General features: G+C 35.7%; 13 protein-coding genes and 2 pseudogenes. 5 read left to right on the forward strand and 10 right to left on the reverse strand.

Features of this window, described 5'->3' with window-relative positions; all coding sequences use genetic code 11:
- The first annotated feature begins 134 nt into the window (after positions 1-134).
- Entirely contained in the window at positions 135-1,403 is a 1,269-nt protein-coding gene (locus tag B1NLA3E_RS18200; RefSeq protein WP_015595304.1) for an NAD(P)/FAD-dependent oxidoreductase, read from the forward strand.
- Between the two features lie 30 nt (positions 1,404-1,433).
- On the opposite strand, the gene B1NLA3E_RS18205 is transcribed toward B1NLA3E_RS18200, so the two are convergent.
- From B1NLA3E_RS18205 to B1NLA3E_RS25735, 4 genes and pseudogenes are all read right to left on the reverse strand, one after another.
- Positions 1,434-1,616, reverse strand: coding sequence for a sporulation protein Cse60 (locus B1NLA3E_RS18205; RefSeq protein WP_015595305.1), 183 nt, complete (start codon positions 1,614-1,616; stop codon positions 1,434-1,436).
- A 370-nt stretch (positions 1,617-1,986) separates the two neighbouring features.
- On the reverse strand, positions 1,987-2,808 hold the full coding sequence (locus B1NLA3E_RS18210; protein WP_041580661.1) for a hypothetical protein: 822 nt from the start codon (positions 2,806-2,808) through the stop codon (positions 1,987-1,989).
- Positions 2,809-2,874: 66 nt separating this feature from the next.
- Positions 2,875-3,114: a DUF2651 family protein gene (locus B1NLA3E_RS18215; RefSeq protein WP_015595307.1), complete on the reverse strand. Its 240-nt coding sequence runs from the start codon at positions 3,112-3,114 to the stop codon at positions 2,875-2,877.
- Positions 3,115-3,308: 194 nt separating this feature from the next.
- Positions 3,309-3,410 (reverse strand): annotated as a pseudogene (locus B1NLA3E_RS25735) (DUF2179 domain-containing protein); the annotation flags it as partial.
- Between the two features lie 246 nt (positions 3,411-3,656).
- Between B1NLA3E_RS25735 and B1NLA3E_RS18220 the strand changes: the two are divergent.
- From B1NLA3E_RS18220 to B1NLA3E_RS18230, 3 genes and pseudogenes are all read left to right on the forward strand, one after another.
- Entirely contained in the window at positions 3,657-4,232 is a 576-nt protein-coding gene (locus B1NLA3E_RS18220) for a TetR/AcrR family transcriptional regulator (protein WP_015595308.1), read from the forward strand.
- 193 nt (positions 4,233-4,425) lie between these two features.
- Positions 4,426-5,664 carry an NADH:flavin oxidoreductase/NADH oxidase family protein gene (locus B1NLA3E_RS18225; RefSeq protein WP_015595309.1) on the forward strand — a complete coding sequence of 413 codons (1,239 nt, stop codon included), beginning with the start codon at positions 4,426-4,428 and terminating at the stop codon, positions 5,662-5,664.
- A 33-nt stretch (positions 5,665-5,697) separates the two neighbouring features.
- Positions 5,698-6,449 (forward strand): annotated as a pseudogene (locus B1NLA3E_RS18230) (SDR family NAD(P)-dependent oxidoreductase).
- A 546-nt stretch (positions 6,450-6,995) separates the two neighbouring features.
- On the opposite strand, the gene ltrA reads toward B1NLA3E_RS18230, so the two are convergent.
- From ltrA to B1NLA3E_RS18255, 5 genes are all read right to left on the reverse strand, one after another.
- Complete coding sequence (ltrA, locus tag B1NLA3E_RS18235; RefSeq protein ID WP_015592909.1) at positions 6,996-8,324, reverse strand: group II intron reverse transcriptase/maturase; 1,329 nt, start codon at positions 8,322-8,324, stop codon at positions 6,996-6,998.
- Between the two features lie 672 nt (positions 8,325-8,996).
- The gene (locus tag B1NLA3E_RS18240; RefSeq protein ID WP_015595311.1) at positions 8,997-9,737 is read right to left on the reverse strand and encodes an SDR family oxidoreductase; all 741 of its coding nucleotides are present in this window, start codon (positions 9,735-9,737) and stop codon (positions 8,997-8,999) included.
- A gap of 58 nt (positions 9,738-9,795) precedes the next feature.
- Positions 9,796-10,920, reverse strand: coding sequence for an NADH-dependent flavin oxidoreductase (locus tag B1NLA3E_RS18245; protein WP_015595312.1), 1,125 nt, complete (start codon positions 10,918-10,920; stop codon positions 9,796-9,798).
- 186 nt (positions 10,921-11,106) lie between these two features.
- Positions 11,107-11,481, reverse strand: a complete 375-nt coding sequence (locus tag B1NLA3E_RS18250) for a MerR family transcriptional regulator (RefSeq protein ID WP_041580662.1) — start codon at positions 11,479-11,481, stop codon at positions 11,107-11,109.
- 539 nt (positions 11,482-12,020) lie between these two features.
- The gene (locus B1NLA3E_RS18255; protein WP_015595314.1) at positions 12,021-12,380 is read right to left on the reverse strand and encodes a winged helix-turn-helix transcriptional regulator; all 360 of its coding nucleotides are present in this window, start codon (positions 12,378-12,380) and stop codon (positions 12,021-12,023) included.
- 243 nt (positions 12,381-12,623) lie between these two features.
- Between B1NLA3E_RS18255 and B1NLA3E_RS18260 the strand changes: the two genes are divergently transcribed.
- Entirely contained in the window at positions 12,624-13,346 is a 723-nt protein-coding gene (locus B1NLA3E_RS18260; protein ID WP_015595315.1) for an NADPH-dependent F420 reductase, read from the forward strand.
- A 310-nt stretch (positions 13,347-13,656) separates the two neighbouring features.
- On the opposite strand, the gene B1NLA3E_RS18265 is transcribed toward B1NLA3E_RS18260, so the two are convergent.
- Positions 13,657-14,364 carry a hypothetical protein gene (locus B1NLA3E_RS18265; RefSeq protein WP_015595316.1) on the reverse strand — a complete coding sequence of 236 codons (708 nt, stop codon included), beginning with the start codon at positions 14,362-14,364 and terminating at the stop codon, positions 13,657-13,659.
- Between the last annotated feature and the right edge of the window lie 169 nt (positions 14,365-14,533).

The raw sequence follows: 14,533 nt of genomic DNA on the forward strand, positions 1-14,533 counted from the left end.
CTTTCTTTTTATATGAAAGCTACTTGAAAAAGGAAAATTGGTGTATATTCATGCATCCTTTTTCCAACGATTGAAATGTTCCACAAATAAACATTAGATTTTTAAGTATATTTAAAAAAGTTGGTGGATTTTTAATGAATTATGATGTTGTAGTTATCGGCGGTGGGCCTTCTGGCTTAATGGCTGGAATCGCTGCAGGTGAAAAAGGGAAACGTGTGTTACTACTAGATAAGGGAGACAAACTTGGAAGGAAACTCGCCATTTCAGGAGGCGGGCGTTGCAATGTAACAAACAGATTACCAATTGATGAAATTATAAAACATATACCAGGGAATGGCCGATTTTTACACAGTGCCTTTTCCTTATTTAGCAACGAAGATATCATCTCCTTTTTTGAAAAGCTTGGGATTGAGTTAAAGGAAGAGGATCACGGTCGGATGTTTCCTGTTACAGATAAAGCCCAATCTGTAGTCGACGCCCTTTTAGACAGGCTTGGTCAACTTGGCGTAAAAATATGGACAAACTGTCCTGTGAAAACCGTTGATTATGAAAATGGGAAAGTTGTCAGTGTAAAATTACAAAATGGAGAAACCATCGGTACGAAAGCTGTTGTGATTGCCGTAGGTGGAAAATCAGTTCCACAAACCGGTTCTACCGGTGACGGATATGCTTGGGCCAAAAAAGCAGGTCACACCATCACGGATCTTTTTCCTACTGAGGTTCCGATTACTTCCTCTGAACCTTTCATAAAAGAAAAAACTTTGCAGGGTTTGTCATTAAGGGATATCAGCTTAAGTGTCTTAAATCAAAAAGGTAAACCGATTATTACGCATAAGATGGATATGATTTTTACCCATTTTGGAATTAGTGGCCCAGCCGTGCTTCGCTGTAGCCAATATGTCGTGAAGGAACTTCGTAAAACAGGAAAAAAAGAAGTTTTGATGAGTTTAGATGCACTCCCTTCAAAAACCGAGGAAATGTTATTTCAGGAAATTATGAAAATAAACAAGGAAGACCCTAAAAAAGTGATAAAAAATAGTTTAAAAGGATTTCTACCTGAACGATATTTATTATTTTTACTCGAAAGAAATGGGATTGATCCTACAACGTTGGGAGCGGCAGTCCCACATGAAAATTGGAGAAACTTTATAAAAAGCATCAAGCAGTTTCAGATTAGTGTGAATGGCACTCTCTCACTGGAAAAAGCCTTTGTTACCGGCGGCGGTGTTTCGGTAAAAGAAATTGAACCAAAAACGATGGCCTCAAAATTAACGGAAGGGTTATTTTTTTGCGGTGAGATTTTGGATATTCACGGATATACTGGTGGGTACAATATTACTTCTGCATTGGTTACAGGCAGATTAGCTGGATTAAATGCGGGGAGATATTTGGCTCAAAAATAGCTAGTTTATAGGGCATGATCGTCCAAAGCGTCATGCCCTGTAAATAACCATTGCAGAAAAACAATAAATCTGGTCTTCAACATCTTCTTGATAGGCTGCCACGTTATACTTAATATCCAATAGTTCTTTCTCCTCTAATTTCTCTAGAAATCGATTCATTTCTTTTTCCAAATCCTTTTCATGCTCATAATCGAATACTTTTACTTGAATCATTGCTAGCCTCCCCCTTATTAATTCTCATTATTGACAATAATCAAACTCCTTAATACAAAGGCAGAGAAAAATCAGAATGAAGTTTGATTAAAAATATAGCTGAACCCCCCGGTAATTGGGTAACTCTTTTTATACACACCCAACTAATAAATTTTAAAAATAAACCTCAACTAACCTGCCCCGTTCCATAACAACAAAAATGACCGTCATAATGACGGTCATAATTCTTTTAGCCTCAACTCGGAAAATGCACCAGTTTTATATTATAATTGGGTGCTCATTCCTCAACGATCTTACAGAAACCATACGTATTGAACAAGCATAATATAATCTTTTCCTTGGATTGGAAAGAAATATAACTATTTAATTACTATTGCTTCCACAATTCATCTGTCTTAATCACTTTATTATCTGCATTCTGAACCGTATATCTCATAGTAGGATTATTTGGATATGACGCATTTCCATCGAAGTTAGTGATTTCTGTGTTTTCATCATTTTTAACAAATTGAACATAGCTTCCACCAGCCCCACCGATATTAGTAAAGTGTAACGTTATAGTATTACTTGAAGTTCCATACTCGACTAAACTCCACAAATCCCTTCGGTAATTTTCCCATAGAATTTCTTTAGAAACCTCATTATCAGCATTCTTATGAGTGTTCTCCCAAAAATCAATTGCTTGGTCCATACTTCCCCATGCATTCTTTTGAAAAGAAAATTCGATAATCTGTCCATATGGAACCGTACCATCAGCTAAGTATTTGTCGTAAGCCTCATCTTCAGCAGTTATACCTTCAAGATTACTGCCATTTTCTTTCAACAACAAAGCATGTTCCTTGCCTTCATTATTTTTAATCGTCACAACAGTATACCCATTAGGATCTTTATTTTCAGCGACCACATAAGAATAATTGTTCACGTAACTTACTACTAATTGCCCACTATTAAAGTACCAAGTGCTACTTACCCCATCCTCTTTTCCTGTTGCCATCCAAACTCCACCGACATTCTCACTTGCCTTTGATACTTCTGAAGTTGTAAAACTTTCAGATTGTGATGTCGTTTCTGCCTTATCTATTTTTTGATCCGAACTTTCTGAAGAAGTTTTGGATGATTCATCAGTTGTTTTTCCACATCCAGAAAGGACTACCCCAAGAAGAACTACTAAACCAACAATCATCTTTTTCAATTTCATAACCTCCTTTGCCTTCTGTATATTCATTTTTTATAAAAAAATACTATCAATGACGGTATTTCACTTGCTTGACATCTCTTTGATAAATTTCATTAGAAAACTGCCGGCAATAGAAAGTAGTGTATATACAACTACCCAAATAAAGAAAGATTTGTTGAAAACAGTAAACATCAAGATAGCGAAAACAATAACTGTTAATAAAGGCATTACATACCATTTTCTTACCAATAAATAACCAATAATTGAAGCTACAATAACAACAATAGGAAAAATAAATAATACCAAACTAAATGGGTCCATATTTTATTCACTCTCCCCTTTTACCATAATTATACAACAACGAGTGTAAGTTTAACTTTTTTGTAGATTGTTTTTGAACTAAAAACAACAAACTTTATGAACACAGCCTTAAAAAAGAAAAAGGCATTACCGCTGTTCCAGTAATGCGTCCGTTTGTTGAATACAGTTTAAACTTTCGTTAGAACTATAAAATCCTAACCAAATAGAACTCTAACATCATGTATTGTGATAAACGCATTCTCATCTAATTTTCTTACAATATTAAGCTTTATCACTTCTTGTTTATTAATTACAATTTACAGAATTTCTTTATTCGGACACCTGATGAAAAATTCTTTACTGAACGTTCTTAAATTGATATACTAAGACAAGTTAGATTTAACTGTTTTATTCTACGGAAATGAGAATGATCATTCTTTAATTGTTTCTATAAATGTATTGAGGGAGTGAGGGATGATTAATTAATCCTTATTCATCCAATCGAGGTAGCTATTTTTTATCTTTCCCAAAATACAAAATGAACACGTTCTAAGGGGGATATTATGGCAAGAAATAAAGAATTTGATGAAAATGAAGCATTAAGGAAAGCCATGGAGCTTTTCTGGCAACAAGGGTATGAAAAAACATCCATGAATGATTTGGTAAACCATATGGGCGTTCACCGTAGAAGCATCTATGATACGTTTGGTGACAAACGCACTTTGTTTATGAGCGCTTTAACTCACTATGAAGAAGTCATAATGATGAAAATGAAGAAGAAGATAGAATCAGAACTACCGGTTAAACAAGTGATACGAGAAGTATTTGAAATGGTTATTTACCCGAATAATAATCAGCCAATAGGATGTTTTTCTGTAAACGCAGCAGTTGAATTATCATTACTTGATCAAGAAGTAGCAACAAAGATTACAGAGATGTTTACAAAGACAGAAACCCTTTTTTATGAGCTGCTGAAACATGGTCAAGAACAAGGAGAAATTTCCAAACATCACGATATCAAAGGGCTCTCTCTCTTCCTTCATAATGCACTTGTGGGAATACGAGTATTAGTAAAAACAACAGATGACAAGCAAAAATTAGAATCCATTATTGATTTAACGTTGTCAACATTAGAATAAGATTCATGAAGGACAGAATCATATGAGGCTTACAGTGATTCGAGGAGCTATCTCGGTAGTGGATTAAACAACTCTACCGTTTGCTGCCCAGAGTAAACTTATTTGTTGTAACTAGAAGATTAATTAATATTAGAAGGTCTTAAATCAGCCACTTACGCGATAGACTAAAAAAACTTTATGGATGTGAATCAGGATGAACAAGAATAACACGACTTTGGCAGATTCATTACAACTCCAAAATGGAGTAATCATTAAAAATCGGTTCTTTAAATCTGCAATGAGTGAAGCATTAGGAACAAATAATCAAAACCCTACAAAGTCATTGATTACGTTATACAAAACATGGGCTAACGGAGGCGCAGGTCTTGTCATGACAGGAAACGTTATGATTGATCGGAATGCTCTAGGGGAACCAGGTAACGTTGTTGTGGAAGACGAACGTGATTTAGACATGCTAACGAAATGGGCGAAAGCTGGTACGGAAAATGAAACGCACCTCTGGATGCAATTAAATCATCCAGGAAAGCAGTCACCTAAGACAATATCTAAAGAACCTGTAGCACCAAGTGCTATTCCGCTTTCAGGAGACCTCAAGAGTTTCTTTAATCAACCACGCGCTCTGCTCGTAAAGGAAATTGAAGACGTAATTATTCGTTTTGGTAATGCTGCAAGAATTGCTAAAAAAGCTGGATTTACTGGTGTTCAAATCCATGCAGCACATGGATATCTTATTAGTCAGTTTTTATCTCCTCACCACAATAAGCGTACAGATGAATGGGGTGGAAGTTTAGCGAATCGAATGCGATTTTTAATTGAAACGTATAAAGAAATACGAAAACAAGTCGGAGAATCATTTCCGATCGGTATCAAGCTAAATTCTGCTGATTTTCAACGTGGTGGTTTCACCGAAGAGGAGTCAATGGAAGTTCTTCAGAAAATGTCTGAAATCGGCATCGACCTAATTGAAATTTCTGGAGGGAACTATGAGAATCCCAAGATGTTGGTAGCTGATGTGAAAGAAACTACCAAGAAACGGGAAGCTTATTTTATTGAATATGCGCATAAGGCCAGAAAATTAGTCTCTACGCCATTAGTTGTTACAGGCGGCTTTCGTTCTGAAGAAGGAATGAATGAAGCCATTGCTAGTGGAGCAATCGATATGGTGGGGATAGCAAAACCTTTTGCTTTGGTACCTGACCTTCCAAACAAAATCTTTCAAGGAAAATATGAAACCGTTCAGACCAAGCCTATCCGCACTGGGATCAAATCGATAGATAAGACCGCTTCTATGTTAGAACTGGGTTGGTATGAGCAGCAATTAGCAAGGATCGGTAAATCTCAATCTCCTAACCCTGATCATAATGTTTGGGTGTCTTTGATACAAAATGTGATAGCAAATGGTCGTGGTGTGTTTCTAAAAAGAAGGGGATAATTTCAAATTAATCAAAATGAAGGGGAGACTCATATGAAATATACAGTGATTACAGGAGCTAGCTCAGGTATAGGGTATGAAACAGCTTTAGCGTTTGCTGCCCGCGGAAAAATTTAATTATTGTAGCTAGAAGATTCGATCGATTAGAAGGTCTTAAATCAGCCATCCAAACAATCAACCCTGATTTAGATGTAATTATACGTATAGCTGACCTATCGGTTGCAGAACAGGCATATGCTTTGTATTACAGCGTAAAGGAATACCAAATTGAGACGTGGGTTAATAATGCTGGGCTTGGGGAATCCTCTCCTATAATCGCTCAAAATTTAGATAACGTAGAAACCATGTTACGTGTAAATATCGAATCGTTAACCATCCTTTCTACATTATTTGCTCGTGATTATTCTGATGTTGAAGGAACCCAACTAATAAACGTATCGTCAGCACTTGGATATGTCGTTACTCTTGGTAGTATTACGTATTCAGCATCGAAGTATTATGTTAGTGCATTCACAGAAGGACTTGCAAAAGAACTGGAGCAAAAAGGTGCAAAAATGAAAGTGAAAGTTCTAGCACCAGCTATAACAGAAACAGAATTTATCAATCCAGGAAACGATAAGGTTAAATTTGATTACAAAGCACATATGCCTAAGTACCATACTGCTAAGCAAATGGCAGGTTTTATGATGGATCTTTATGATAGCAGTCAAATACTTGGAATTGTAGACGAAAACTATGAATTCCAATTAAGAGAGCCCATTTATCCAGTTTTTGGCGGTTTTTAATTCTATTTAGCTATTCAAGAACGATCATTCTACATGCTGATCGCTAATAAAAAAACAGGTATTGAGTTGAAAAATGAATAAGAGCCATCGAATCTTAGGAGATTTGTTGCAACTCCCAAATGGCATAAGTTATTGATATTAAAGTAACTTACTGAACCACGTATAGCCTATACATTATAAGCACACAAAGGAAAATGAAAATGGAAAAATTTATTTAAATAAAATTATATGGGAGGCGCAAAGGGCTATTCTGATTATCCGTTCTTAAACAAGTAATTGAATATGGACAAGGGCTGTTTTAAAAACAGCTCTTGACACTCATATTAAATATATCTTTATTCAACAATATGACCCATAACAAAAATAGGCGCATCTCTTGTTTAAAATGCGCCCGATTGCTGAATAGTGGTAAATGCAAAAATGACACCTTAGTTATTAAGCTAGTCGAGTAGAAGGGAGCCTTTCTACCTTACGATAAATTGTACTCCATCCCCTCACAGAACCGTGCTTGCACTATTAATGCACACGGCTCCTCCTAGTCATCATTCACAGAATGTAGCTAATCTCTTTTCTTAAATCATATATATTCACTTTAATTCTTGGTGAAGGTAGTGGATATTTATCAAGAAATAGTCTGAATTTATCCCATGTAAAGGATTTCCTTTGACTTCTTCTATTGAGCCATTTAAATAGTAAGTTCTCGATTTTGTCTTTGAAGTTGCAAACATTTTTGGTATTATCAGTGATGCAATAATAGTTGTAATAACCTATAAGCGATCGTCGAAATCTATCCATGATCATATGAATATCTCTATTTCTATTCTTCTTCAGCCATTCTTTAGACTCTTTTAATTTACCTTGGACTTTCTTGCTACTCGATTTCCGTTTCACCCGAAATTTCCCTTGTTTACTTTTCCCACAATAGTGTGTAAAGCCTAGGAAATCAAAGGTTGCTGGTTTACTATTTCCCTTTTGCTTTTCATATTTCTCGGCAAACCGCCCGAAGGGAATAATTTTGGTTTTATCCTCGGAAATTTCCAAGTTAAATTTCTTTAATCTACATTTCAATGATTGGAAGAATTCCTGAGCTTCGCTCTGATATTGAAAACAGCACACAAAATCATCTGCATACCTTACTATATATGCCTGTCCCTTGCATTGTTTCTTAACCTTTTTCTCAAACCATAAGTCAAGGACATAATGGAGATACACATTGGCTAATACCGGAGATATAACTCCACCTTGCGGTGTGCCATTGTCTGTTTTGTATTTCTTACCTTCCTCCATGTATCCACCTTTAAGAAACCTACCAATTATTCTTAGTAGATTAGGGTCAGCAATTCGCAGTTTTAAGAACTCCACCATCCATTTGTGGTCAACGTTGTCAAAGAATCCCTTAATATCGACATCTACTACATAATTTACTGATCTCTTTTCAATATAAAAGTTCAGTATTTTCAAAGCATCATGACAACCACGATTAGGTCGAAACCCAAAGGAACAATCTAGAAAATCATTTTCATAGATGGTATTTAGTATCTTTGTAATGCCTTTTTGAACAATCTTGTCTTCATGTTCCGGTATTCCTAATGGTCTTTTCTTGTTTGAATTGAGCTTCGGAATATACATTCTCCTTACAGGAACAGGACGATAGCTTTTGCTTTTAAGCCGACTTACTAACTCCTCTATGTTTTCTTCTAAATTTTCACCGTATTGCTCTTTAGTTGTACCGTTAATCCCGGTTGCTTTCCTATTGGGTAGTTCATGATGACATTGAGCTAGTGCTTGCTTATTTAGTAAATGTGCAAGTGATGTGAATTTCATTTTAGGATTAGACTTTGTTAATTCTGCTATCCTTAGTAGTTTTGTTTCCATTTAGTATACCTACCTCTGTGTGTAGTAAATGTGTCTCTAGTAAGGGCGATAACTAGGTAGCAGCCTTTCCTCCATCGGCATTACCCAATTTCATTGGTACTACGCTGCTATCCGACTCCCTACAACGGCATTTGGTTTCCTTGCTTTTTATCGCTTGTAAACCATACTCTTCTAAGAAAAAGAAAAGACCGGTAGGGTCTCCTGAGTTGCCGTATCATATCAATGTATAACGTGCCAAGGTCTATGACTCCAGAGAGGTTTTATCTTTCTTGCCTTTAACGAAAGATAAAATGTAGCTTTCTGCAGCGCTTAAAGCATCAGCCCTCTCAAATTACAAACATTATGGAGCTCAATCCCTTCAACCATTTGGCTTTCGGCCCGCCACCTAACTGTCTACGCTTAAAAACTAAAGTTACCTTTAGTCCTCCAAGACTCGCTACGAGTGAATGGCTAGTTCTTACTCGACGGGAATCCCACCCGTTATATGATACGACCTAGCTCAGCCGCACAAGCGCCCGTTTGTTGAATATAGTTATTGAAGTAAAACCCACCTTTTGTTTAAGTGCAAAGATTCACAAGCCTAAATTCAATCTCATTTTTAATTGTATAAATTTCTTAAATACAAAATAAGCAGCCCCAGAAAAGTGGGGCTGCTTCATAACAAAAAATTTTTTAGAGTTCTTGAATTGTTGGACGAACAATCATCTCATTAATCGCTACATCTGATGGTTGTTCAATTGCAAATGCGATGGCACGAGCAATGCTTGCAGGCTCGATTCCAATTTTGCAATCTTCAACGATGGCAGATTTTAATTCCGGATCTGAAATGGCTTCAAGTAATTCTGTAGTAATAGTTCCTGGCGAGATAATGGTTGTACGAATATTGTTGCTAGCCTCCTCTATACGAAGACCTTCTGTAATGGCACGTACAGCAAACTTTGTACCACTATAAACTGAGCCCGCAGGGAATACTAAATGACCAGCTATAGAAGAAACGTTAATGATATGACCTTCTTTTCTTTCTCTCATAGACGGAAGAACAGCGGCAATACCATAAAGTACACCCTTGATGTTAACATCAATCATCGTATTCCATTCATTGATTTTTCTCTGATGTACAGGTGATAGCGGCATTACTCCAGCATTATTGATCATTACATCAATCTTTCCATACTCTTTAAAAGCAAATTCAGCTAATTCTTCCATTTGTTCATGGGAGGTAACATCTGTGGCTTTATAAATAGATTGCCCGCCATTATTTAGAATCTCTTCTTGTAATTTCTTTAATCGTTCTTCTCGACGAGCCGCCAGTACCAGCCTCGCACCTTTAGATGCAAGTTCTTTTGCAGTAGCTTCTCCAATCCCACTAGAGGCACCCGTAATAATGACAACCTTATCTTGAATATTTGACATATAATAAATTCCCTTCCAATACAAACGTAATAAAAAACAGTAACTTTTCTTTTCGATTTTAATCTTCGATCTTAAACCATGGTCCTGAAGCTTGAATGATCCCCCAAAGTTTTTCTGGAAGCTCAAGGTCGCTCACTTGTGAAGTCTTAATTGCTGTCTTAATTTCAGTTTCTTTTCCATTCTGAACCTTTTCTACCCAGTCTGGATTCATTATTAACGTATGACCAACTGCTGCTAAGGATAGACCCTTATCTAATGCAGATGCAACATCATAAGCAGTTACCATAGAACCTGCAGCGATTACAGGAACTCTGCCGTTTACATGTTCAATAATTAATTCAAGCCGTGTTTTTCCATCTTTATTGCCTCGTGGTTTTGAAGATACATCATCAAGCGATACATGGATGTAATCCAAATCCTGTTCAACCAGACGGTCAATTAATTCATAGGCATCTTCCATCCCATAGCCGCCTTGTTCTTCAGGTGAAATTCTGTATCCGAAAATAAACGGCTTTGTTGCATGATTCTTAATCACATTTTTCATTTCCTGAATGACTGCCAATGGGAAACGCAAGCGATTTTCTAGAGAGCCACCCCATTCATCCTCACGTCCATTGAAGAAAGGAGAGAAGAAGTTTTGAAGTAAAAATCCGTGTGCACCATGAACTTCAACACCATCAAAACCAGCTTCAATAGCTCTTCTGGTTGTTTCTCCAAATGAATGAATCACTTCTTTTATTTCATCATGTGAAAGTTCTCTAGGGAATACTGAAGGAGCAAATGCAGTAGCTTCAGTCTCTACAGCACTGGAACTAACCACCTCACCATTTGGGGTTAAAGAAGGCAATGCCTTGTTTCCTGCATGGAAAATTTGAAGTAACGCAGGAGCTCCTCCACTTTTCGCCGCATCCGCCAGTTTCCGTAGACTTGGAATAAATTTATCGTCATAAGCTGCGAATTCATGCGTAAAACCTATACCGTTTGGTTGAACATGTGTACAGCCAGTGATAACAAGTCCTACTCCATTGACTCTTCTTTTATAATAGTTCACTTCTTCATCTGAAACGGTGTAATCATCATTACTGCTCCAAGTTGTCATTGGTGCCATAACGACTCTATTTTTAATCGTGATACCAGTTTTAAATGTAAGTGATTCAAACAAGTTGCTATATTTTGTGTTCATTTTTTAACCTCTTTCTATATGTTTATTTATATGTTCTTCTTAGTTCGCACTATTTTTGTAAAGGGTTATCAACTCTTCATGTATTTAAATGGTGCAAGAATAGGTTAATCCCTTGAGAGCACTCTAAGGCAAGTGTTTTTTTATTTTTATTTTTTTCGAACGCAAATGAAAAAAACAAATGGCTGCTTAATTTGTAGAGAAACAGTCTCCTAATTCATTTTCATAAAAATTAATTTTATTGTCCAGATGCTCTAAACTTTGACGCAGCTTCTCAAATTCTTCCACTACTTTTTTGCGATGATTTTTAAGTAAAGCTAACCGTTCTTCCATTGTTGCATCTCCAATATGCCCCCACGTAGCAAATTGTTTCATGTCTTTTAGTGACATACCGGTATTTTTCAAGTGGAGCAAAGATTCAATCCACAATTTATTTTCATCCGAGTAGATTCTGACATTGTTATCGTTCCTATTTACTTTTATTAACCCTTCTTTTTCATAAAACCTCAATGTATGGTCGCTTAACCCAACGATTTTAGAAAATTCTCCAATAGAATATGTCAATATAACCGCCTCCATTAAATTTGATATGTCTATTTCTTCTTTCTTTTTTAATGTGACACAAAGTAAGGGTATTACTTAGAGTTTACTCTAAGTCAAGAAATTTTAATTCTTCTGCCCGTTTTGAGGTGCTTTCCAAAAGTTATAAACCAAAATGACAGTTGTTTTAACTTCGTTATTGGCATATCAAATAGCAAAACTCGCCACAGTGCAAAGTATTGGAGAATTTTCTTTACTATATTTCCGATTCCTTATTCACCTAAACTAATTTACTTTAAGGTTAGAATTTCACAATCCTTCTAACTTTAATATAAGAATCCATTTTTCTTTAAAGGTGTTATTACGATAAATGGCCCATAATAAAAGTAGGCACATCTCTTGTTTGAGAAATGTGCCCTTTAATGGAATAAGATTGAGCTTCTATTAGCTTAGTTACTTAAAGAAGAAAAGTGTGTTTCTTTGTTTCAGAAACACCCCCGTTAATTTAAGTACAACACTTCACAATATCGGCCCAATTAATAAAAAAATATCATTTTATTATTTCACTCAGGTTTCTCCCCGAATTTTTTGCCGAAATTCTCCATTAGATCAAGTATTGGGATAAATTCACGCCCTTTAGTTGTTAATGAATATTCAACACGTGGAGGTACCTCAGGAAAAACCTCTCGTTTAATTAATCCATCTGATTCTAATTCTCTCAACTGTTTTGTAAGCGAACCTTGTGAAATGTCCCATAAAAAAGCTTTAATTTCGCTATAACGACGTACTTTCGTTTTTAAAAACCAAAGAATAAGAGACTTCCAGCGTCCTGAAAGCATATTTTGGGTATACGCAATACCATAAACGTCTCTTTGCTCCTTAATAAACTCTTTTTCAAATCCATCCTTGCATAATCTAGCCATACTAACATCTCTTTTCTTCTATAAGGTACAAAAAAGTGTACTATATCATTTTTTATTGCCTACTTCAAAAGCAAGAGTAATGTGTTTATTATAGTATTTATAACCAAAACACTCAACTACCTCTTAATTACCTTAATACTCGCGAAAAAAGGAATGTAGACAATTTCGTGTTGAGGCAATTGGAAAATTCCATAGCTGTTATTAAATCATAATCGAACAAAATTATATTTAGGAGGAACAATAATGAGATTTGGAATTATAGGTGCAGGACCAATAGGGACAATTATTTCTAAAAAGTTAGTTAAGAATGGTCATGATGTAAAAATTGCAGATGCTCGAGGAATTGAACGTTTAGAAGGAAAAGAGATTGCTGGAACACCTGTGAGTGTAGAAGATGTAATAACAAATATTGATGTTCTTATAATATCTATCCCTTTTCATGTAATGCCAAGCATTCGCAACATTGTAGATAAGGCTAGAGAGGAAGTAATCGCTGTAGACACTTCAAATTATTATCCTTTCAGAGACAATAAAATTGAAGAAATTGAGAACGGGATGGTTGAAAGTGTTTGGGTTTCAAATCAATTAGGTAGACCTATTATTAAAGCTTTCAACAATCAATTAGCTTATACTTTAGAAAATAAAGGAACCCCCGAAGGTACTAGTGGTCGCATTGCCATGGCGATTGCTGGTAATGACCTATCACAAAAACAAATAATCATGGACGTAGTAAACGAGCTAGGCTTCGATGCAGTAGATAGTGGTTCTTTAAGTGATTCGTGGAGACAACAGCCAGGAACTCCAGCATACTGCACAGAACTAACAAAAGAGGAACTAACGGAAGCATTGAAAAAGGCAAATAAAGAAACAGCCCCATTCCTACGGGATAAGGTAATGAAGAAGTTTTCAGCTGGATTTTCACATAAAGATATTGTGAATCTAAACAGGGAAACATATAATTCATAATTTAGGAGACCCATATTGATCATTGCTCTGGTATTTAATTTTAAATTGAATAGAAGACATAGGAAATTTGGAACCAAAAATAGTGATCAAAATAACTTTGATCACTATTTTGGCATATTTTAAATCTCTCTGTTCATCCACCTTGGATGTAACACTTTAAAAATATTTAGACGTTGTTAACAATTTTCATCGTCGTAAAAAAATTGTATTGTTGTTACACTAAACTGCGACTTTTAAACAGTATGATTTTTCAGAATCTCAACATATAATTTGACATCAAAAAGTCAGCATTTTCGCTGCCTTTTTAACATTACTTATTAAAGTCAATTTCAATAGCACCCACAAATTTATTTTCTACAAATATCATTATGGATGGCCGGATGTTATTCGTCCAATCAACATAGAGTTGGTCAGCAGTGTAACTTCTATTTTGGTAATTATATTCTTTGTACTTCTTTAAAATGCTGCCGTTTTCTCCGTAATAAATTCTTAAAAACCTTTCAGGCTTTTGTCCTTGAGACCTAGTTGTTTCTCTGAATTCAATCATTTTTGTATGGTCAGGAGATTCACTTATCGTTAAAGTATTGGAATCGAGTTCGACTTGTACATTGTTGAAAAGCTTACGATTTTCTTTATTAAATTCAATGGTTTCTGGGAATTGTTCTTCTCCATATAAAGTAATAATGGCGGTATCAACACTTTTCCATTTTACAGAGGCATTGGAACTATTGAGCATTTTTCCATCATTGCTAATGATTCGGTCAATATGCTGATTCCCGTATTTAATTCTGACAGAAGAAGGACCAAAAAAAGCTGGTTCACCCTTTTCAACAATTTCAATTGTATTCACATCGTTCGGGGAATGGCTAACTATCAGCGTGCGTTCCTTTAGCTCGGTCTGGTAATAAAAATAGCCGAAAAATAAAATGATTGGTCCAAAAATCAAAATAACAGCCCATATCAAACATCCCCATTTAGCCCGCTTTTTTATTCGGGTAATATCTTGCTCTATATTCACCTAATTCAGCTACCTTTTATTAATTTATTATCTGACGCGTAAACTACCTAATGCAAAGCTAGAATTCGCCCTCCCTTTATTTCCTCATTATAACTTTTATATTACCATTTTAATACAAAGAAATTCTAGGTATACAAATACAAATTCTTATGGAACTAACCTACATCCG

The sequence above is a fragment of the Bacillus sp. 1NLA3E genome (assembly GCF_000242895.2).
In the GTDB taxonomy this organism is placed as follows: Bacteria; Bacillota; Bacilli; order Bacillales; family Cytobacillaceae; genus Bacillus_BU.

Excerpts from the sequence above, each read along its gene's own strand:
- B1NLA3E_RS18200 (WP_015595304.1), top strand. The coding sequence starts at position 135 with ATGAATTATGATGTTGTAGTTATCGGCGGTGGGCCTTCTGGCTTAATG.
- B1NLA3E_RS18205 (WP_015595305.1), bottom strand. The coding sequence starts at position 1,616 with ATGATTCAAGTAAAAGTATTCGATTATGAGCATGAAAAGGATTTGGAA.
- B1NLA3E_RS18215 (WP_015595307.1), bottom strand. The coding sequence starts at position 3,114 with ATGGACCCATTTAGTTTGGTATTATTTATTTTTCCTATTGTTGTTATT.
- B1NLA3E_RS18220 (WP_015595308.1), top strand. The coding sequence starts at position 3,657 with ATGGCAAGAAATAAAGAATTTGATGAAAATGAAGCATTAAGGAAAGCC.
- B1NLA3E_RS18225 (WP_015595309.1), top strand. The coding sequence starts at position 4,426 with ATGAACAAGAATAACACGACTTTGGCAGATTCATTACAACTCCAAAAT.
- ltrA (WP_015592909.1), bottom strand. The coding sequence starts at position 8,324 with ATGGAAACAAAACTACTAAGGATAGCAGAATTAACAAAGTCTAATCCT.
- B1NLA3E_RS18240 (WP_015595311.1), bottom strand. The coding sequence starts at position 9,737 with ATGTCAAATATTCAAGATAAGGTTGTCATTATTACGGGTGCCTCTAGT.
- B1NLA3E_RS18245 (WP_015595312.1), bottom strand. The coding sequence starts at position 10,920 with ATGAACACAAAATATAGCAACTTGTTTGAATCACTTACATTTAAAACT.
- B1NLA3E_RS18255 (WP_015595314.1), bottom strand. The coding sequence starts at position 12,380 with ATGGCTAGATTATGCAAGGATGGATTTGAAAAAGAGTTTATTAAGGAG.
- B1NLA3E_RS18260 (WP_015595315.1), top strand. The coding sequence starts at position 12,624 with ATGAGATTTGGAATTATAGGTGCAGGACCAATAGGGACAATTATTTCT.